This is a genomic window from Streptomyces sp. NPDC002868, assembly GCF_055563295.1.
The window spans coordinates 366,216-385,089 of the sequence record NZ_JBVHDR010000005.1 but is presented as its reverse complement, the minus strand read 5'-3'; the positions used below and the strand labels follow the sequence as shown (position 1 = coordinate 385,089).

General features: G+C 69.8%; 24 protein-coding genes and 1 riboswitch. Of the genes, 14 read left to right on the top strand and 10 right to left on the bottom strand.

The features are described 5' to 3' along the window. Window positions 1-23 precede the first annotated feature (23 nt). The gene (locus ACZ3H8_RS18440; protein WP_467402970.1) at window positions 24-653 is read left to right on the top strand and encodes a LysE family translocator; all 630 of its coding nucleotides are present in this window, start codon (window positions 24-26) and stop codon (window positions 651-653) included. 46 nt (window positions 654-699) lie between these two features. Here ACZ3H8_RS18440 and ACZ3H8_RS18435 read toward each other — a convergent pair whose 3' ends face one another. The 3 genes from ACZ3H8_RS18435 to ACZ3H8_RS18425 all read right to left on the bottom strand — a co-directional run bounded on the left by ACZ3H8_RS18435 (window position 700) and on the right by ACZ3H8_RS18425 (window position 2,644). Then, entirely contained in the window at window positions 700-1,176 is a 477-nt protein-coding gene (locus tag ACZ3H8_RS18435; protein ID WP_467402967.1) for a C40 family peptidase, read from the bottom strand. 3 nt (window positions 1,177-1,179) lie between these two features. After that, window positions 1,180-1,334: riboswitch (cyclic di-AMP (ydaO/yuaA leader) on the bottom strand. A 349-nt stretch (window positions 1,335-1,683) separates the two neighbouring features. Next, entirely contained in the window at window positions 1,684-1,992 is a 309-nt protein-coding gene (locus tag ACZ3H8_RS18430) for a hypothetical protein (protein WP_398986123.1), read from the bottom strand. Between the two features lie 7 nt (window positions 1,993-1,999). Next, window positions 2,000-2,644 (bottom strand): ATP-dependent Clp protease proteolytic subunit, encoded by a 645-nt coding sequence (locus tag ACZ3H8_RS18425; protein WP_467402965.1) that lies wholly within the window; start codon window positions 2,642-2,644, stop codon window positions 2,000-2,002. Window positions 2,645-2,724: 80 nt separating this feature from the next. Between ACZ3H8_RS18425 and ACZ3H8_RS18420 the strand changes: the two genes are divergently transcribed. Next, window positions 2,725-3,006: a type II toxin-antitoxin system Phd/YefM family antitoxin gene (locus tag ACZ3H8_RS18420; RefSeq protein WP_398986119.1), complete on the top strand. Its 282-nt coding sequence runs from the start codon at window positions 2,725-2,727 to the stop codon at window positions 3,004-3,006. Between the two features lie 118 nt (window positions 3,007-3,124). Here ACZ3H8_RS18420 and ACZ3H8_RS18415 read toward each other — a convergent pair whose 3' ends face one another. Next, entirely contained in the window at window positions 3,125-4,114 is a 990-nt protein-coding gene (locus tag ACZ3H8_RS18415; RefSeq protein WP_467402962.1) for an ABC transporter permease, read from the bottom strand. 107 nt (window positions 4,115-4,221) lie between these two features. On the opposite strand from ACZ3H8_RS18415, the gene ACZ3H8_RS18410 reads away from it, so the two are divergent. The 8 genes from ACZ3H8_RS18410 (at window position 4,222) to ACZ3H8_RS18375 (ending at window position 11,135) form a co-directional block, all read left to right on the top strand. Next, window positions 4,222-4,842: a TetR/AcrR family transcriptional regulator gene (locus ACZ3H8_RS18410; RefSeq protein WP_467402960.1), complete on the top strand. Its 621-nt coding sequence runs from the start codon at window positions 4,222-4,224 to the stop codon at window positions 4,840-4,842. A gap of 136 nt (window positions 4,843-4,978) precedes the next feature. Continuing rightward, window positions 4,979-5,281 (top strand): urease subunit gamma, encoded by a 303-nt coding sequence (locus tag ACZ3H8_RS18405; RefSeq protein ID WP_307664848.1) that lies wholly within the window; start codon window positions 4,979-4,981, stop codon window positions 5,279-5,281. A 15-nt stretch (window positions 5,282-5,296) separates the two neighbouring features. Beyond that, window positions 5,297-5,608 (top strand): urease subunit beta, encoded by a 312-nt coding sequence (locus ACZ3H8_RS18400; protein ID WP_467402957.1) that lies wholly within the window; start codon window positions 5,297-5,299, stop codon window positions 5,606-5,608. Beyond that, window positions 5,601-7,322: an urease subunit alpha gene (locus ACZ3H8_RS18395; protein ID WP_467402954.1), complete on the top strand. Its 1,722-nt coding sequence runs from the start codon at window positions 5,601-5,603 to the stop codon at window positions 7,320-7,322. Before ACZ3H8_RS18400 ends, ACZ3H8_RS18395 begins: the two co-directional genes overlap by 8 nt. Before the next feature lie 9 nt (window positions 7,323-7,331). Continuing rightward, entirely contained in the window at window positions 7,332-7,994 is a 663-nt protein-coding gene (locus ACZ3H8_RS18390; protein WP_467402952.1) for an urease accessory protein UreF, read from the top strand. A 19-nt stretch (window positions 7,995-8,013) separates the two neighbouring features. Then, window positions 8,014-8,691 (top strand): urease accessory protein UreG, encoded by a 678-nt coding sequence (gene ureG, locus ACZ3H8_RS18385; protein ID WP_467402951.1) that lies wholly within the window; start codon window positions 8,014-8,016, stop codon window positions 8,689-8,691. Beyond that, window positions 8,688-9,428 carry an urease accessory protein UreD gene (locus ACZ3H8_RS18380; protein ID WP_467402948.1) on the top strand — a complete coding sequence of 247 codons (741 nt, stop codon included), beginning with the start codon at window positions 8,688-8,690 and terminating at the stop codon, window positions 9,426-9,428. The genes ureG and ACZ3H8_RS18380 overlap by 4 nt, the downstream gene beginning before the upstream one ends. Window positions 9,429-9,557: 129 nt before the next feature. Further along, window positions 9,558-11,135, top strand: a complete 1,578-nt coding sequence (locus ACZ3H8_RS18375; RefSeq protein WP_467402947.1) for an alpha/beta hydrolase — start codon at window positions 9,558-9,560, stop codon at window positions 11,133-11,135. A 63-nt stretch (window positions 11,136-11,198) separates the two neighbouring features. On the opposite strand, the gene ACZ3H8_RS18370 is transcribed toward ACZ3H8_RS18375, so the two are convergent. Both ACZ3H8_RS18370 and ACZ3H8_RS18365 read right to left on the bottom strand, forming a co-directional pair. Next, window positions 11,199-12,236, bottom strand: coding sequence for an NAD-dependent epimerase/dehydratase family protein (locus ACZ3H8_RS18370; RefSeq protein ID WP_467402944.1), 1,038 nt, complete (start codon window positions 12,234-12,236; stop codon window positions 11,199-11,201). Window positions 12,237-12,301: 65 nt separating this feature from the next. Then, on the bottom strand, window positions 12,302-13,009 hold the full coding sequence (locus ACZ3H8_RS18365) for a lysophospholipid acyltransferase family protein (protein ID WP_467402943.1): 708 nt from the start codon (window positions 13,007-13,009) through the stop codon (window positions 12,302-12,304). 673 nt (window positions 13,010-13,682) lie between these two features. Between ACZ3H8_RS18365 and ligD the strand changes: the two genes are divergently transcribed. Continuing rightward, window positions 13,683-14,600, top strand: coding sequence for a non-homologous end-joining DNA ligase (gene ligD / locus ACZ3H8_RS18360; RefSeq protein WP_467402940.1), 918 nt, complete (start codon window positions 13,683-13,685; stop codon window positions 14,598-14,600). Between the two features lie 2 nt (window positions 14,601-14,602). Here the strand turns inward: ligD and ACZ3H8_RS18355 are convergent, their stop codons facing one another. Beyond that, the gene (locus tag ACZ3H8_RS18355) at window positions 14,603-14,803 is read right to left on the bottom strand and encodes a DUF5988 family protein (protein WP_398986093.1); all 201 of its coding nucleotides are present in this window, start codon (window positions 14,801-14,803) and stop codon (window positions 14,603-14,605) included. Between the two features lie 117 nt (window positions 14,804-14,920). Here ACZ3H8_RS18355 and ACZ3H8_RS18350 point away from each other — a divergent pair, with 117 nt between their 5' ends. The 3 genes from ACZ3H8_RS18350 (at window position 14,921) to ACZ3H8_RS18340 (ending at window position 16,393) form a co-directional block, all read left to right on the top strand. Further along, a complete protein-coding gene (locus ACZ3H8_RS18350; RefSeq protein ID WP_467402939.1) occupies window positions 14,921-15,151 on the top strand; it encodes a DUF6296 family protein in 231 nt (76 codons plus the stop codon). A 167-nt stretch (window positions 15,152-15,318) separates the two neighbouring features. Beyond that, a complete protein-coding gene (locus ACZ3H8_RS18345; protein ID WP_467402936.1) occupies window positions 15,319-15,858 on the top strand; it encodes an ATP-binding protein in 540 nt (179 codons plus the stop codon). A gap of 142 nt (window positions 15,859-16,000) precedes the next feature. Further along, window positions 16,001-16,393: an SSI family serine proteinase inhibitor gene (locus ACZ3H8_RS18340; protein WP_467402935.1), complete on the top strand. Its 393-nt coding sequence runs from the start codon at window positions 16,001-16,003 to the stop codon at window positions 16,391-16,393. A gap of 42 nt (window positions 16,394-16,435) precedes the next feature. On the opposite strand, the gene ACZ3H8_RS18335 is transcribed toward ACZ3H8_RS18340, so the two are convergent. The 3 genes from ACZ3H8_RS18335 to ACZ3H8_RS18325 all read right to left on the bottom strand — a co-directional run bounded on the left by ACZ3H8_RS18335 (window position 16,436) and on the right by ACZ3H8_RS18325 (window position 18,801). Then, window positions 16,436-16,594 (bottom strand): hypothetical protein, encoded by a 159-nt coding sequence (locus ACZ3H8_RS18335; RefSeq protein ID WP_467402933.1) that lies wholly within the window; start codon window positions 16,592-16,594, stop codon window positions 16,436-16,438. Between the two features lie 75 nt (window positions 16,595-16,669). Next, window positions 16,670-17,623: a cytochrome c oxidase assembly protein gene (locus ACZ3H8_RS18330; protein ID WP_467402930.1), complete on the bottom strand. Its 954-nt coding sequence runs from the start codon at window positions 17,621-17,623 to the stop codon at window positions 16,670-16,672. A gap of 152 nt (window positions 17,624-17,775) precedes the next feature. Next, window positions 17,776-18,801, bottom strand: coding sequence for a 6-phosphofructokinase (locus tag ACZ3H8_RS18325; protein WP_467402929.1), 1,026 nt, complete (start codon window positions 18,799-18,801; stop codon window positions 17,776-17,778). Between the last annotated feature and the right edge of the window lie 73 nt (window positions 18,802-18,874).

Below are 18,874 nucleotides of genomic sequence, written 5' to 3'. Positions count from 1 at the left end.
CACTCCGGTCCAGGATGGCTGCCATGGACGCACAACTCGTCGCCTTCACCGGGGTCGCCGCGGGCATGGTCGCCATGCCGGGCGCGGACTTCACCGTCGTCGTACGCAACGCCCTCGTCTCCCGGCGTGCGGGCGTGGCCTGCGCCGTCGGCGTCGCCGGGGGACTGCTCGTGCACACCGCGCTCGCGGTGGCGGGGCTCGCGGCGGTCCTGGTCGCGGTGCCGGTGCTGTTCCGCACGCTGCAGATCGTGGGCGGCGCCTATGTGCTCTACCTGGGGGTACGGGCGGTGCGCGGCGCGCTGCGTCCGGCGCCCGCCGGGCCGGACCTGGAGGGCGAGGCGGCCGACGGCGTCGGACGCAGTCTGCGGCAGGGCTTCCTCACCAACGTCCTCAATCCGAAGGCGCCGGTCCTCTTCCTCAGCCTGCTACCGCAGTTCGTGCCGGACGGCGCGCCGGTGCTGCCGCGCACCTTGCTGCTTGCCGCGATCGTCGTCGTCCTGGCGCTGTTCTGGTTCCCGGCGGTGGCGCTGCTGGTGGACCGGCTCGGGACGTGGCTGCGGCGGCCGCGCACCACCCGCGCCGTGGAAGGAGTCACCGGCGGGGCACTCACCGCGCTGGGCGTGACCCTGCTGGCCGAGCCGCTGGCGCACTGACGCGGTGTGGCGCACCGGGAGCGTGCCCGGTGCGCCACCGGGGCCGTCAGCGCACCCGGCCGTACCAGACGCGCTTGGTCCAGATCTTCTCGAGTTTCACCCAGGAGCCCGTCTTGGGCGAGTGCCAGATCTTGCCGCTGCCGGCGTAGATACCCACGTGGTAGACGCTGTTGCCGGAGTGGAAGAAGACCAGATCCCCTCGCTGGCGCGAGGACGCCGAGACATGGCGGGTCTTGTTGAACTGCTGCTGGGCGGTGCGTGGGAGCTTCTTGCCCGCCTTCTTGTACGAATAGAGCGTCAGCCCCGAGCAGTCGAACCGGGATGGACCCGACGCGCCGTACTTGTACGGCGCTCCCTTCTTCGAAGAGGCAACCTGAAGTGCCTTGTTGGCGTGGGCCGTAGCCGCGAGTGCCTCGGAAGCGGCGCCCGGCACCAGCACTGAGCCGCCGACGGCGGCGAGGGTCAGGGCCGATACGGCGCCTGCCCGGGTCAGCAAAAACGGGACGTGAATCTGCGCAGTCATGCGCAACCCTTCGTCAGCCGCCTGTGAAGGATGACCTGTCGGGTTCGGACGGACGAAGATGCCCGGCCGCGAAATGCGGCTTCACCCCGAGGGACGACCGGACTGTCCGGATGTCCCGTACTGCTTGGGTCCTCCACTCCTGCCGGTGCACTTCTGTCGACCAGACATCCGGAGCGGCGGCAGGACTCGGCGTCCGCCCGGACCGCCCCGCCAGGGATGGCGGGGGCTTGTCGTCCCAGGGATCTTGACCCACACCACGCCGGATTTCCGAGTCGAAACGGCGGTATGTGAGCTTCGACACCACTGACCTGTTCGGGTGGACAGAGTTGATTTGGGGCCCGGCCACGGACAGCTGAGGACTCCCGCACCAGCAGCGGAACAGCCCATTCCGCCAGATCGGTAGTCGTGGTGCGCAAGTTCTCCGTAGTAATTCAGGAGACCGCAACTACACCGAATGGGGGACGACTGCAGGTACCCCAATGGCCGTTGACGGAAGCGGATGATTCGTCAACTCATGGACGCGGGCGGCATTGTCACCCGGCGCGCCCTGCGTTCGCCGTCGAGGACCCTGAGCGCCTCGGCGAGGGTCGACGCATGGACCTCGCTCTCGCCGCGCATATGCATCAGCGTCAGGGCGTCCTTGAGCGCGGTGGCCCGGCCGACCAACGCCTGTGCCGCACGCAGCGCTCCATAGGTGTGCGTTGAGCGGGCCGGATTGATCCGTCCCAGCAGATCGAGGACTTCGAGATAGCTGTCGATGAACTCGCACTCGGCGCGGGTCAGCGCCGGCAGCGGCGGCAGTTCGGGTAGCGGCATCGGGCGCTCACCTGGAACCGGGGGCGGAGAGTGACGTCTTGCGGTTCTTGATCACGTGGTCGACCAGTCCGTAGGCCTTGGCGTCCTGCGCCGCGAAGATCTTGTCGCGCTCCAGGTCGGCGGCGATCCGCTCCGGACTCTGGCCGGTGTGGCGTACGAGCATCCCGGCGAGTTGGGCGCGCAGCCGCAGCAACTCCTGTGCCTGGATCTCCAGATCGGACGGCTGGCCCTGCAACGGCTCCTCGAACGCGGGCTGCTGGACGACGATCCGGGCGCCGGGCAGCGCCATCCGCTTGCCGGGGGCGCCGGCGGCGAGCAGCAGGGCGGCGGTCGATGCTGCCTGCCCCAGACAGGTCGTCTCCACGTCGCAGGTGACCACCTGCATCGTGTCGTAGATGGCGGACATGGCGCTCAGTGAGCCGCCGGGGGAGTTGATGTAGAGGGAGATGTCCCGGTCCGGGGCGGCGTACTCGAGGTGCAGGAACTGTGCGATCACATCGTTGGCGGCGGTGTCGTCGACGACGGTGCCCAGGAAGATGATCCGCTCGTCGAGCAGCTTGGAGTACGGATCAAGGGTGCGGGATCCGCCGATGGTGCGCTCGGTGAACTGGGGCAGGACGTAGCGGGCGGCAGGGCGGGCAGGGCGGTTCATGACGTACCTCTCCTCGCGCAGGCATGGCTGAGGCCTCTGTAAAAAATGTACAGGACGTACAGGCCGTTATGATGGGGAGCATGGCCTACGAGATTCCGGTGACGCAAGCCCGCGCAGAGCTCGCCGAACTGATCAACCGCGTTGTCTACGGCGGGGAGCGAGTCGTCGTGACCCGGCACGGGAAGCCGCTCGTGGCGCTGGTGTCGGCCGCTGACCTGGAACGACTTGAGAAGGAGCAGGAGGCTGCCGAGGAGCAGGTGATCAGCTCGGTGTCCTCGCTCGGCTCGGTCGCGTCCGCTTCCGGCGAACGGGGACGCTTCGGTCTGGCGGCCGAGCACCGCCGCCCCGACCGGCGCGACTGACCGCGCCCCACCGCGCCCCACTGCGCAAAGGGCACAGAAAGGGCCGCGCGCCCCCGTCCGCTACAGCGGGGACACGCGGCCGGTCGAAGGGATCGGTCGAAGAGATCGGTTGAAGGGATCAGCCGACCGGTACGGGGGTGGCTTCCCGGCGTTCCGCGGCCACGACGGGCCGCCCGCCCCGACGCGCGCCCGTCAGCACCGCGGCCAGTCCGAGCGTGGCCCAGAGCGACAGGGTGAGGACGGCCGCCCCCGCGGCGCTGCCGTCGAAGTACGCCACCGAGCGGAGCAGCGTAGCGCCCGCGCCCGGCGGCAGCATCTGGCCGAGCGTTCCGGCCGGTTCCGGCAGCAGTTCGGGCGCGCTCGCGGCTCCGGAGAACGGGTTGCCGATCAGCACCATCAGCAGGCCGCCGAGGGCGACTCCCGGTGTGCCGATCAGAGCGCCGAGCCCGGCCACTCCCGCACTCGTGGCGAGAACCGTCAGAGCGAGCACTCCCGCCTCGGCCCACCAGGAGCCGCTGAGCACGCCGAGCCAGCTGTCGGCGAGCAGGGCCGCGGTGATGCCGGCCAGGACCGAGGCGCCGATCAGCGCGGCCGCCGCGCGCGCCCCGCGCAGTCGCAGCAGGGTGACGACCGCGCCGGCCGCGACGCCTGCCAGCGCCAGCGGCAGGATGCTCGCGCCGAGCGCGCTGCCGCGCGGGTCGCCGACGGATGTCGGCACGACATCCGTCACCTGTACCGGGGCGCCGGCCGGAGCCTGCGAGGTGACGGCCTCCTTGAGGAGCTGGGCGACGACAGGGCTCGCCGCCGACGCGGTCAGCAGCTGTGGGCTCCGCTCGGTGACGACCACCGCTCCGTATACGACCCGGTCCTCGATCGCGGTGCGGGCGGCGGCCTCGTCGTCGTAGCGGTGAACGTCGAAGGATCCCTCCCGCTGCTCGAAGCGCTCCTCCAGCTGGGCGGTCACGGCGGCAGGTCCTGCGATGCCGATGGGAAGGTCGCGGGGTGCGGTACGGGCCGCCGGCCAGGCGAAGGCCCAGAGGGCGAGCGCCACCACGGCGGGGATCAGCACCATCACCGCGACCATGCGGCGGGTGGGCGTAGCGGACATGATGACCCTCAATTCAAAGAGAAGGATCGTTCGTTTTTACGGTTGGCCTCACTGTCCCGCCGGGATCCGTCCTTGTCAAGAAGGAATGTTCGTTTTAGATTTGACGCATGGCCCGCGTATCCCAGGAACACCTCGACGCCCGCCGCCGCCAGATCCTCGACGGCGCCGCCCGCTGCTTCGCCCGCAATGGCTTCCACGCCACATCGATGCAGGACATCCTGCGCGAGGCAGACCTGTCGGCCGGCGCCGTCTACCGCTACTTCCGCAGCAAGGAGGAGCTGATCACGGCCATCGCCGAGGAAGCCTTCACGGGGATCCGCGGAGCCTTCGAAGAGGCCGCCCGGACCACCCCGCCGCCGACCCCCGACGTGCTCCTCGGCCGGGTGCTGCGCCGGATGCTGGAGGAGCAGGTGCCCGGCGGGGACAGGCAGGCCTTCGCCCGGCTGATCGTGCAGGTGTGGACCGAGACGCTGCGCAACGAACAGCTCGCCGCGACCCTGCAGGAGGGCTACGACGGGATGCGCCAGGTGTGGGCGAAGCTCGTCGACGCGTACCGCGACAACGGCCTGATGGGCGCCGACGTACCCGCCGACCATGTGGCCCGCACGCTCATCGCCACGGCCCAGGGCTTCATCGCCCAGCAGGCGCTCTTCGGCGATGTCCAGGTCGATGTGCTGGAGGACGGTCTGCGGGCGCTGATGTCGATGGGGGATACAAAGATCAGTTAACGCGACGGAAAAGATTCCGCCTTACCGTTCAACCCCTGCCCGCGAGGTGCTCGTCTACAGGTCGACGGAGCGTTGACGTGACCTGTAGCCCGCTGCGCCCAGGCGGGCCCGGGCCGGACGACTGTGAGGTGGACGCGTGCAACTCTCCCCGCACGAGCAGGAAAGACTGCTCATTCATGTGGCAGCCGACGTTGCGGAGAAGCGCCGTGCGCGAGGGGTGAAGCTGAACCACCCCGAGTCGGTCGCCCTCATCACCTCGCACATCCTCGAAGGGGCCAGGGACGGACGCACCGTCGCCGAGCTCATGGCGTCGGGCCGCAAGGTGCTCACCCGCGCGGACGTCATGGAAGGCGTCCCCGAGATGATCCACGACGTCCAGGTCGAGGCGACCTTCCCGGACGGCACCAAGCTCGTCACCGTCCACGACCCGATCGACTGAGGGGGAGGGCCGCCGATGATCCCCGGAGAGATCCTCTACGCCGAAGGGCGCATTCCCCTCAACGAGGGCCGCGAGGTCACCCGCCTCACCGTCGTCAACGCTGCCGACCGACCCGTGCAGGTCGGCTCCCACTACCACTTCGCCGAGGCCAACCCCGGTCTGGACTTCGACCGCGCGGCCGCCCGCGGCCTGCGGCTGAACATCGCGGCGGGCACCGCCGTGCGCTTCGAGCCCGGTATCCCCGTCGACGTCGAACTCGTCCCCTTCACCGGACTGCGCGTCATCGCCGGGCTTCGGGGAGAGACCGGAGGTGCGCTCGATGCCTGAACTCAACCGTGCTGTCTACGCCGACCTCTTCGGCCCGACCACCGGCGACCGGATCCGCCTGGCCGACACCGGCCTCTTCGTCGAGATCGAGGAGGACCGCTCCGGCGGACCCGGACTCGCGGGCGACGAGGCTGTGTTCGGCGGCGGCAAGGTGATCCGCGAGTCCATGGGCCAGTCCCGTACGACGCGTGCCGAAGGCGCACCCGACACGGTGGTCACCGGCGTCGTCATCATCGACCACTGGGGCATCGTCAAGGCCGACATCGGCATCCGCGACGGACGGATCGCGGGCATCGGCAAGGCCGGCAACCCCGACACGATGGACGGCGTCCACCCCGACCTGGTCATCGGCCCCGAGACCGAGATCATCGCCGGCAACGGGAAGTTCGTCACCGCGGGCGCGATCGACGCGCACGTTCACTTCATCTCGCCGACGATCATCGACCAGGCCCTCGCGACCGGCGTCACCACCCTCGTCGGCGGCGGCACCGGACCGGCCGAAGGCACCAAGGCCACCACCATCACGCCCGGGCCGTGGCACCTTGCCCGGATGTTCGAGGCGATGGACTCCCTGCCCGTCAACATCGGACTGCTCGGCAAGGGCAACACCATGTCCCGCGAGGCCATGCACTCCCAACTGCGCGGCGGGGCGCTCGGGTTCAAGATCCACGAGGACTGGGGCTCGACCCCCGCCGTCATCGACGCCTGCCTGAGCGTCTGCGAGGAGACCGGCGCGCAGCTCGCCATCCACACGGACACGCTGAACGAGGCGGGCTTCGTCGGCGACACCCTCGCCGCCATCGCGGGCCGCACGATCCACGCGTACCACACCGAGGGCGCGGGCGGCGGGCACGCCCCGGACATCATCACCGTGGTCTCCGAGTCGTATGTCCTGCCCAGCTCCACCAACCCGACCCGGCCGCACACCGTCAACACCATCGAGGAACACCTCGACATGCTGATGGTCTGCCACCACCTCAACCCGTCCGTGCCCGAGGACCTCGCCTTCGCCGAGTCACGGATCCGGCCCTCCACCATCGCGGCCGAGGACATACTGCACGACCTGGGCGCCATCTCGATCATCTCCTCCGACTCCCAGGCCATGGGCCGCGTCGGCGAAGTGATCATGCGTACCTGGCAGACCGCGCATGTGATGAAGCAGCGCCGGGGCGCACTGCCAGGGGACGGCCGTGCCGACAACCACCGCGCACGTCGCTATGTCGCCAAATACACCATCAATCCCGCGGTCGCACAGGGCCTCGACCACGAGATCGGCTCGGTGGAGACCGGCAAGCTCGCCGACCTGGTGCTGTGGGACCCGGCGTTCTTCGGCGTCAAGCCGCTCCTCGTCATCAAGGGCGGGCAGATCGCGTACGCGCAGATGGGCGACGCCAACGCCTCCATCCCGACCCCGCAACCCGTCATGCCGAGGCCGATGTTCGGTGCGCTGGGGCGGGCAGCGTCGGTGAGCTCGGTCAACTTCGTCGCCGAGGCGGCGATCGAGGACCAACTGCCCGAACGCCTGGGTCTGGCCAAGAAGTTCATGCCGATCACCAGCACCCGGCACGTCACCAAGGCCGATATGCGGGAGAACGACGCCCGGCCGCGAGTCGAGGTCGACGCCGACACATTCACGGTGAGAATCGACGGCGAGCCGGTCGAGCCGGCCCCCGCCGCAGAACTCCCCATGGCCCAGCGCTACTTCCTCTTCTGATGAGCCGCGATGAGTAGAGCAGCCCTGCTGGTCCTCGCCGACGGCCGGTTTCCCGCCGGTGGGCACGCCCACTCCGGCGGAGTCGAACCGGCCGTCAAGGCGGGGCGGGTCCGCGATGCCCGGGACCTGGCGGAGTTCTGCCGGGGGCGGCTGCACACCACCGGCCTCACCTCGGCGGCGCTGGCCGCCGCGGCCGCCCTGGGCCTCGACCCGCTGGATCTGGACGACGCGGCCGACGCCCGTACCCCCTCGCCCGCGTTGCGCGCCACCGCCCGCAAGCTCGGCCGGCAGATGATGCGCGCCGCCCGCTCCACCTGGCCCAGCACCGAACTCGACGCGCTGGCCGCCGCCCGCCCGCGCGGCGCCCACCAGCCGATCGTCCTCGGGCTCGCCGCCCGCTGCGCCGGGCTCGGCCCCGAGGACGCCGCGCACTGTGCGGCGTACGAGACGGTCAGCGGCCCGGCCACCGCTGCCGTACGCCTCCTCAGCCTGGACCCCTTCGAGGCCACCGCCGTCCTCGCCCGCCTCGCACCCGAACTCGACCAGGTCGCCGAACGGGCGGCGCGGGCCGCGCACGACGGCATCGACGCGCTGCCCGCCGCATCAGCGCCGTTGCTCGACATCACGGCTCAGGCCCATGCCGCCTGGCCCGTACGCCTCTTCGCCTCGTAGGACATCAAGGAGCCGCACCATGCACCTCGACCACTCCCACGACGGTCCTGCCGCCGTCAGCGCCGACGCCGTGCGTCCCGACGGCAACCGGCGCGCCCTGCGCATCGGCCTCGGCGGACCCGTCGGTTCCGGCAAGACCGCCACCGTCGCCGCGCTCTGCGCTGAACTGCGCGACCAGCTGTCCATCGCCGTCGTCACCAACGACATCTACACCCGCGAGGACGCCGAATTCCTGCTCCGTCACGCCGTACTGCCGCCCGAGCGGATCCAGGCCGTCGAGACCGGCGCCTGTCCGCACACCGCGATCCGCGACGACATCTCCGCCAACCTCGAAGCGGTCGAGGATCTGGAGGAGAGCGTCGGCCCGCTCGATCTGATCCTCGTCGAGTCCGGCGGCGACAATCTCACCGCGACCTTCTCCAAGGGCCTCGTCGACGCCCAGATCTTCGTCATCGACGTCGCGGGCGGCGACGACATCCCACGCAAGGGCGGCCCCGGCGTCACCACCGCAGACCTCCTCGTCATCAACAAGACCGACCTCGCGCCCCACGTCGGCTCCGATCTGCAGCGCATGGCCCGCGACGCCAAGGAACAGCGCGGTGAACTCCCCGTCGCCTTCACCTCGTTGAAGGGCGAGCAGGGCGTCGGCCCGGTCGCGGACTGGGTGCGCGCACAGTTCGCCGCCTGGACCGCATGAGCATCCAGGCCACCGCCCGCATCGTCGCCACCCGCGACGGCCTGCCGGTGCTGGTGAGCGACGGGCCGCTCGCCGTGCGCCGCACCCGCGGCACGGGCCCGTACACCCGCGTCACCGTCGTCGGCGCGATGAGCGCGCCGCTCGGCGGCGACCGGCTCGCCATTGAGGCCGACGTGGAGGAGGGGGCGCGGCTCCTCGTCGACTCCGCCGCCGCGACCATCGCGCTGCCCGGGCAGACTCCCGAACAGGCCCACTACGACGTGCGGCTGACGGTCGGTGAGGACGCCGAGCTGCGCTGGCTGCCGGAGCAGCTCATCTCCGCGTACGGCAGCGATCTGCGCATGCGTACGCGGGTCGAACTGGCCGCCACCGCACGGCTGGTGCTGCGCGAAGAGCAGATCCTGGGCCGGTACGGCGAACAGTCCGGCACCCTCGCCACCCGCCTCACCGTCCACCGCGCCGGACGCCCCCTGCTCGACCAGGAGCTCGGCTACGGCCCGGGCGCACCCGGCGGCTGGGACGGCGCCGCGGTCCTCGCCGGACACCGGGCGGTGGGCCAACTCCTCGTCGTGGACCCGGAGTTCGAGGACAAGCCCGCCGAACCGCAGCTGCTCGGCGAGACCGCGGCCCTCACGCCGCTCGCCGGTCCGGCCTTTCTGGTCACCGCCGTCGCACCGGACGCCCGCCAACTTCGTGGCGTACTCGATCAGGTGCTGCAGGCCCAACTGCCCGGCTGACAGCACCGCTCAGCGGGACACCTCACACCGGTTATTGGTTCGGTAAAGAACACCAGTACGGCCTGTTCCCGGAAGCCCCGCAGACGAAAGGATCCCCCGGAGACTCGAAAACTGAAGGGGGATTTCTACGTGAGACGCACAGCAGTGCTCGGCTCGGCCGGCACTCTGGTCGCGGGCACCCTCATAGCGGGCGCGATCGCGGCTCCGGCGGCAAGTGCCGAAGGCAGCAACAGTGGCTGGTCCGAGGCACGCGGTGTTCAGGTCGCCGCCGCGCGGGCTGCCAAGAAGGGCATCGACTGGACGGACTGTCCGGCGGACTGGGGGATCGCCAAGCCCATCCAGTGCGGCTGGGTGAGCGTTCCGCTCGACTACGCGCGGCCGAACGGCAAGCAGATCAAGATTGCCGTCGACCGGATCGGCAACACCGGTTCCCAGGCCGATCGCCAAGGCGCCCTCATCTACAACCCGGGCGGCCCCGGCGGCTCGGGCATGCGCTTCCCGACCCGGGTCACGAACAAGAACCCGCTCTGGGCGGGCACCGCCAAGGCGTACGACTTCGTGGGCTTCGACCCGCGGGGCGTCGGTCACTCGACGCCGATCTCCTGTGTCGACCCGCAGGAGTTCGTCAAGGCGCCGAAGGCCGACCCGGTGCCCGACAGCGAGGCCGACAAGCGCGCCCAGCGCAAGCTCGCCGCGGAGTACGCGGACGGGTGCGCCGAGCGCAGCGGCTGGATGCTGCCGCACATGACCACGCCGAACACCGCGCGCGACCTGGATGTCGTCCGGGCCGCCCTTGGTGAGAAGAAGCTCAACTTCCTGGGCGTCTCCTACGGCACGTACATCGGCGCGGTCTACGCGACGCTCTTCCCCGGCCATGTCCGCCGGATGATCGTCGACAGCGTCGTCAACCCGTCGCGGGAGAAGATCTGGTACGAGGCCAACCTCGACCAGGACGTCGCTTTCCAGATGCGCTGGGACGACTGGAAGGCCTGGGTCGCCAAGAACGACGCGGCCTTCCACATCGGGGACACCCCCGAGAAGGTCGAGCAGCAGTGGCTGAAGCTGCGGGCCACCGCCAAGAAGAGCCCGCTCGGCGGGGTCGTCGGACCGGCGGAGCTCATCGGCTTCTTCCAGAGCGCTCCGTACTACGACTCCTCCTGGGTGCCCGTCGCCCAGACCTGGAGCAAGTACCTCGCCGGTGACACCCAGGCACTGGTCGACGCCGCGGCACCCGACCTGTCCGACACCGCCGGCAACATCGCCTCGGAGAACGGCAACGCCGTCTACACGGCCGTCGAGTGCGCGGACGCCAAGTGGCCGACCAGCTGGCGGAAGTGGGACCGGGACAACACCCGGCTCCACCAGGACTATCCCTTCATGACGTGGGCCAACGCCTGGATGAACCTCCCGTGCGCCACCTGGTCGTCCAAGCAGCAGACCCCGCTGTACGTGAAGTCGGGCAAGGGTCTGCCGCAGGTGCTCATCGTTCAGTCGACCCGTGACGCCGCCACTCCCCTCGAGGGCGCCGTCGAGCTGCACAAGCGGCTCAAGGGTTCGCGGCTGATCATCGAGAAGGACGCCGGCTCGCACGGTGTGACCGGCCTGGTCAACCCGTGCATCAACCAGCGGGTGGACGCCTACCTGCTCAGCGGCAAACTGGACAGCAGCGATGTGACGTGCGCTCCGCACGCCACGCCGAAGCCGTAAGGCACAGCGATACGGGGGAGGGGCGGCCGGTCACGGCCGCCCCTCCTTCGCGTCCGGACCGGCTCACCGCGTTGCCTTCAGCCAGGAGTCCTCCGCCGCGTAGTCGAACCAGTCGTCCTCGTACTTGACGAGCCCACTGAAGATCTCGCGCCAGTGCCGGCCGTCGAGCTGCCGGGCCAGCCACTCGACGGTCGCCGGCAGAGCTGCGGCATAGCTCGTGACGGCCCGGTAGCCCAACTCCCGCTCGGCCGCCGTCATGTCGTACACGATCGGACGGTCCAACCCCCACGGGGTGAGCCCCACCGTCCCCACCGGCGCCGGTCCGTCGACGAGGACGGTCTCGCTCGTCACACCGAGCGCCGCATCCACTCCCGCGCTGATCTCCCGGACCGTCGGCACGTCCGGATCACCGGCGTTGAGCACCCGCGAGCCCGGCTTCGCCGCCGCCAGCCGGATCAACTCGGCGAGATTGCCGACATGGACGGGGTGGAAGCGCGACTGCCCGTTGTACGCGAGGATGCGCACCGGCCGCCGGTCCAGCGCCCGCTTCACGAAGTACAGTTCGCGCGGACCACGGCAGTGCGGTCCGTGGATCGCGCCCGCGCGCAGCAGCGTCGTCGGCAGCCCGGCGCCAGCCGCCAGCAGATCCCGCTCCAGAGCCACCTTCCGGGTGCCGTAGCTCGCCTCCCCGGGCGCCACGGTGGGCTGCGTCTCCGGGATAGGCACCGGGTAGGCCGGAAAGCCGTCGGGTTCGTCCTGGGTGTCGAAGCTGCGGCCCTGGTCGTCCTCGTACACCGCGCCGCTCGAGATCACCACCGCCGAGCCGATCCGGTCCGCGAGGCTCTTCAACTGCCGTGCGTGGCCCGGTCCGTACGCCACCATGTCCACCAACACGTCACAGCCGTCGCCGAGCACGGCGGCCAGCGCCGCATCGTCCTCCCGGTCGGCCCGCACTGCCCGCACCTCGCCGGGCCAGTCCTCGTCGCGGCCGCCGCGGCGCGAAACCGCCCGCACCTCCCAGCCGTCCGCGGCGAGCGCGCGCACCGCGGCCCGCCCCACCTGGCCGGTCGCTCCCAGCACAACTGCGCTTCTCGTGGTCATGGGAGGCACGCTAGGCGGGCGCCGGACGCCGGGCCCAGAGAAGTTCGCCGAGCGCGGATCCGCTCTCAGCTTCTGCGCCGCGGGAACTTCTTCGGCTGCTCCAGCTCCGCCTTGACGTCGGCTGCGTAACGGTCCACGTACTCCTGGCCGGACAGGTCGAGAATCGCGTACATGATCTCGTCGGTGACGGCGCGGATCGCCGCCTTCTCGTTCTCCATTCCCGCATAACGCGAGAAGTCCAGCGGCTCCCCGAACCGCACGGTGACCCGCTTGATCTTCGGCAGGACCTGCCCCGGTGGCTGGATCTCGAACGTCCCGACCATCGCGCACGGCACCACCGGCACCTGCGCCTTGAGTGCCATCACGGCGACGCCGACCTTGCCCTTGTAGAGCCTGCCGTCGTGCGAGCGCGTGCCCTCGGGATAGATCCCCAGCAGCTCACCCTTGCTCAGCACGCCCAGCCCCTCGCGGATCGCCGCCTTCCCGGCCTCCTTGCCGGAGCGGTCCACCGGGATCTGCCCGGCGCTGTGGAAGAACGCCGCGGTCAGCCTGCCTTTCATTCCCGGCCCGGTGAAGTACTCAGCCTTCGCGAGGAAGGTGATACGCCGTTTGATGATCGCCGGCATCAGGAAGTGGTCCGAGAACGACAGATGATTGCCCGCGACGATCGCAGCGCCCTCGGCCGGGATGTGCTCGAGTCCCTCGATCCTGGGCCGGAACAGCAACCGCAACAGCGGCCCCAGAATGACGTATTTGAGCACGTAGTAGAACACGGGGGGCGCTCCTCACTCCGCGGGACCGGCTCCAGGGCCACGTTGTGCCAGGTCATCAGGCATGCCGGGAGGGATCAGTGTAAGTGCAGGATCGCTACGTGTAAGCGTCTGCGATCAGACACATCCTGACTCGATCCGGCCCTCCTGACGTCATGTCAGGCGTCCTGAGCGGCATCCACGCGCCCAGCAACGCCGCCCCGACCGTCACCGGGCCCCGACCGCCACCGGGCCCCGGTCGCCGTCCGTGAGCCGTGTGAAGGACCGCCGCCGGTGGCCCGGCGGGGACCCGTGCTGCTGCCGTTTGCCGACGGCGGGCCTGGGCACTCGCCCGGCAGGAATGATCGGCAGAGCCGATGGAACCGGCGCCCCCACCCGGGCCCGCTGCCAGGGCCCGTCACGGCGAAGTGCTCGTGATGAGCACTGCTGGATCGCCACACCAAGACCCTCATCGACCTGCGCCACCGTCTCGACGGCCTCCAGCAGGACCGCTCCCCGTTCGACGACGAGATCCGGGAACGAGCAGTGCACTGGGTGCGACCGGAACTGGTCGCGCAGATCGGATTTCACCGAGTGGACACGCACCCGGCATGCTGCGCCACCCCCGATTCCTGGGACTGCGCGACGACAAACGCGCCGCTGACGTGGCCCGAGAGCAACCCGTGGGAGGACCCCGATGAGCCCCGCACTGGACGTACCCGCCGGGCGCCGCACCGTACGGATCAACCGGCCGGACAAGGTGCTGTTCCCCGGCGAGGGAATCACCAAGGCCGACCTCGCGGAGTACTACCGCACCGTCGCCCGGCGCATGCTGCCGCAGCTGCGCGGGCGGCCGCTGATGATGGAGCGCCACCCGGACGGAATCGACGGCCAGTCGTTCATGCACAAGGACGTGCCCGGCCACTTCCCCGACTGGATCCACCGGGCCGAACTGCCCAAGGAGGACGGCACCGTCACGTACGTGCTCTGCGACGACACGGCCACCCTGCTCTACCTCGCCGACCAGGCGTGCATCACACCGCACCGCTGGCTGTCCAGGGCCGACCGCCCGGACCACCCCGACCGGCTGGTGTTCGACCTCGACCCACCCGGGGACGACTTCACTCCCGTACGCGAAGCCGCCGGGGCGCTGCACCAGCTGCTGGACGAACTGAAGCTGCCGTCGGCCGTGATGACGACCGGCTCCCGCGGACTGCACGTCGTGGTGCCCCTGGACCGCCGCGCCCCCTTCGACGACGTACGCGACTTCGCCCGCGATGTGGCCGAACTGCTCGCCGCACGTCACCCCGACGCCCTCACCACCGCACCACGGAAGCAGGCCCGGCGTGGTCGCCTCTACCTCGACGTCCAGCGCAACGCCTACGGTCAGACGGCCGTCGCGCCCTACGCCGTACGGGCCCGCCCCGGCGCTCCTGTCGCCACGCCGCTTGCCTGGCCGGAGGTCGACGATCCGGACCTCGACGCCGGCCGCTGGACGATGAAGACCGTCACGGACCGCCTGGACAGCGACCCCTGGCAGGACGCCCTGCGCCGCGGTCGCTCACTGGCCCCTGCCCGCCGCCGGCTGGCTGCCCTCGGGGACGCAGGCGGTTGAGGTCACTCGGCGATCTCGGTCCGTTCCCACCACTCGTAGACAGGCAGGCGTCCCTCCGGGCTGTCCTGATGCCGCGAAGTGATCTTGAAGTGCTCGTACCCGCCGCGGTGCGGAATCTTCAGCTCTTGTCCGGGAGGGGTGATCGGAACGATCCGCTCGCGCAGGTCGTCCGGGCCACCCTCAAGGACTGCCTTTGTAGCCATATCCCCAGTGTCCTACCAGCGGGACGACCCGCACATCGGAATACGCGGCCGATTCGAGCCGCCGGGCGCGCCGACTCGGCGGAGGTGGCCGACGATGGAAGAAGTCGGGAGGCTCCCATGGAATACCCAGAAAGCTACGAGTTGATATTTCAGGCGCCCGCCGTGGAGGACGACGTCGTGATCGTCCGGCGCACCGACAAGGCGGGAGCGGGCGGGTATCCGATCTACGAGGACGAAACGGGGATCGTACGCGCGGAGATCAGCGACCGGGGGGAGGTACGGATGATCGCAAGCGGCGGCCATCAGGTGCCCAGGATGCCGATGACGGCACGCTCACTCAGCTCCTGAACCGGCCCATGCCGGGGCGGCCGGCTTGCTCCGGACGGGCGACGTGTTGCGGTCTTGGGCACCCCCGGTCACTCTGGTGTGTGACCCAGAAGCGACATGCGCTCACTCTTCGCACTCGGGGGTCCGCAGCCGAAGAGGTGACCAGGTCGCGGTGAGGAGCAACGGTCATGCACGTCACGACCGCCTGCCGCTACACCTTGGAAGTGCAGGCATCCACAGAGCGGATTCCCCAGATCCGGCGCATTCTGGCAGCGCACCTTCGGTACTGGAGCCTCGAGCACCACATCACACCGGTCTGCCGCGCTGTCGACGAGCTCGTCGGCAACGTCGTCCAGCACGTCGAGGGCGACAAGACATGCGTGGTGGAGGTGCGCTGGACGGGAAGGCACCTGATCGCGTCCGTGGCGGACAAGGACCGCCGGATGCCGCGGGTGACCAGTTCCTGCCCGAATAAGGGCGGGCTCGCCACCGTCGCGTTCCTCAGTGACAGCTGGGGCACATGCGGCACCGCCACCGGCAAGGTGATCTGGTTCAGCAGGCGCGTCAAGGAGGTCCAGCACATCCTGCGGGCCGCGCCTGTCCCGATGCTGCCCACGCGTGAGTTCAAGCGGCTGCCGCCGAACACTCCGCTGCGGCGGGAGCCGGGCCCGGCCGCGCCGGAGAACATCCGGGAGCGGGATCGCGTCCGCGTCGCGGCAGTCGGCTGACGAAGGGGCCGTACGGGCGAAACACCCGCCCGTACGCGCTACCCGGCCGCGCGGCGCCTTGTCCGCGCCGGCATCGACAGGTGCCCTGGCCATCTCCCCGGCCCGACCTCTGCGTCGGGCCCTCGAGAGCCAGGAGCACCGGATGCACCGCAGCGCCACGTTCGCCGCAGCCGCCCTGTTCACCCTCGTCGCAGCCGTTCCCGCCCACGCGGTCGGCGACAAGCCCACCGCGCCGCGGGGCCTGTTCCTGACCGTGTCCGGCAGCCAGAACACCTGGATCCGCGGGGTCCTGCTGCACTGTTGGCCGGTGCCCGGCGGGGCGCACCCCAATCCCGTCGCCGCCTGCGGGGAGCTCGCCGCCGCGCGCGGGGATCTGGACCGGCTGCCCGGCAATCCGCATCCGTGTACCGACAAGTTCGACCCGGTCACGGTCGGGGCCACCGGCACCTGGCGAGGCAGACCCACCCAGTGGCACAAGACGTATGCCAACGCGTGCGAACTCGACGCGGCGACCGGAGAAGTCTTCCACTTCTGAATCCGCTGCTTCCGTTCGGAGCAGCCTGCCCGGCACGCCGCCTCAGTTTCCGCGCGAAGCGATCACCCCGATCGTCACCAGGCCGAGAACCACCCAGCCGAACCAGAGCCAGCCATTGCTTCCGAGTGCCGCCGTGTAGGCCGTCACGACCACCAGGGCCCCGACGGTGAGCACTCCCATCGCCTTCGTGGATCCGGACATGCGCGCCCTCCTCCGACGGCCGCGGCCGTCAGAGCTCATCGTCACCCGTGAGGAGGGCCTTGCGCTACTGCCCGGCTACTGTCCGCGCGCTTGGAGCGAGGCGAGATACGCGTTGTACGCCGCGAGATCCTTGTCGCCGTCCCGGTCCGCGGCACGGTCCATGCGCCTCGCCTCCCGCTGCTCGGAGCGGTACCACTGGAAGACCAGCGCGACCAGCACCAGCACGGAAGGGATCTCGCTGAACGCCCAGGCGATGCCGCCGGCCGCGTTCTGGTCGGAGAGCGCGTCGATGCCGAGCGAGGCCGGCGGATTCTGGTACGCCTTGATCATCGGTTCGGTCGCCATCATCAACGCGATGCCGAAGAAGGCGTGGAACGGCATCCCCGCGAAGAGCTCCAGCATCCGCATCACATAGCCGGGCCGGTGCGGCCCCGGGTCCACGCCCATGATCGGCCAGAAGAACACCAGGCCGACCGCCAGGAAGTGCACCATCATCGCCACATGCCCGGTCTTGGACTCCATCAGGAAGTCGAACAGGGGCGTGAAGTAGAGCGCGTACAGGCTCGCGATGAAGAGCGGGATCGTGAAGACGGGGTGCGTGACGATCCGCATGTAGCGGCTGTGCAGCAGGGCGAGCAGCAGCTCACGCGGACCCTTGCTGCCGCGGCGCGAGGCGACCGGCAGCGCGCGCAGCGCCAGCGTCACCGGCGCGCCGAGCAGCAGCATGATGGGGGAGATCATGCTGATCACCATGTGCTGCACCATGTGCACGCTGAACATGACCATGCCGTAGTCATTGAGCTTGGTGCACATCACCAGCGCCACGCTCAGCACACCGACGGTGAACAGGACGGTACGGCTGACCGGCCAGCTGTCGCCGCGCCTGCGCAGTCGCAGCACGCCCCAGCCGTACAGACCGAGCCCGAGCAGACAGCCGATGAGGAAGAAGGGGTCCGGTGAGAGTTCGAGCCCCCGCCCCAGCGTGAACGGCGGCAGATCCATCGTCATGCCGTGCCCGCTGTGATCCATCCGACGGCTCCTGCTTCGTACTGGGTTGTCCGCTTGTCCGGACCAGAGTAGAACTGCCCCCGGCCGCGCCTGCGACCGGGGGCAGTTCGTTCAGATATGCGCGATTTCAGATATGCGTGACTCGGTTATTCGCGACTCGGATGTTCGCGGTGTCAGAGCACGCACTCGGCCTCGGCGTACCGCTCGGCCGGGACGGTCTTCAGCGTCTCCACGGCCTGGGCCAGCGGCACCATCGTGATGTCCGTGCCGCGCAGCGCCGTCATCATGCCGAACTCACCGCGGTGCGCGGCCTCCACGGCATGCCAGCCGAAGCGGGTGGCGAGGACACGGTCGTACGCGGTCGGGGTACCGCCGCGCTGGACGTGGCCGAGGATCACCGCACGGGCTTCCTTGCCGAGTCGCTGCTCCAGCTCGACAGAGAGCTGCTGGGCCACGCCCGCGAAGCGCTCGTGCCCGTAGATGTCCTTGCCGCCCTCGTTGAACTCCATCGAGCCCTCGCGCGGCTTGGCGCCCTCCGCGACCACGACGATCGCGAACTTCTTGCCCGCCGAGAAACGCTCACCGACCCGCTCGGTCAGCTCTGCGATGTCGAACGGCCGCTCCGGGACGACGATGGCGTGCGCGCCCGCCGCCATGCCGGAGTGCAGCGCGATCCAGCCGGTGTGCCGCCCCATGACCTCGACGATCAGCACACGCTGGTGCGATTCGGCGGTGGTCTTCAGCCGGTCGAGCGCCTCGGTGGCGACTCCGACGGCGGTGTCGAAACCGAAGGTGACGTCGGTCGACGCTATGTCGTTGTCGATGGTCTTAGGTACGCCGACGATCGGCAGCCCGCTCTCGGAGAGGAGGTTGGCGGCCTTGAGGGTGCCTTCGCCGCCGATCGGGATGATCGCGTCGAGCCCCAGCTCGGCGACATGTCCCTTGGCCCGCTCCACACCGTCGCGCAGATGAGCCGGCTGGACTCGGGAGGAGCCGAGAATCGTGCCGCCGCGGGCCAGGATGCCACCCACCGCGTCAAGGTCGAGCTTGCGGTAGTCGCACTCCAGAAGGCCCTTCCAGCCGTCGTGGAAGCCGATGACCTCGTCGCCGTGGTCGACGACGGCGCGGTGCACGACGGAACGGATGACGGCGTTCAGACCGGGGCAGTCGCCGCCGGAGGTGAGCACACCAATGCGCATAGCCCGAAATACCTTTGCAACGTGGGCCGACTTCCGGACCACGTCGTCCGGCTCGATCCCCGCCACCCTACCG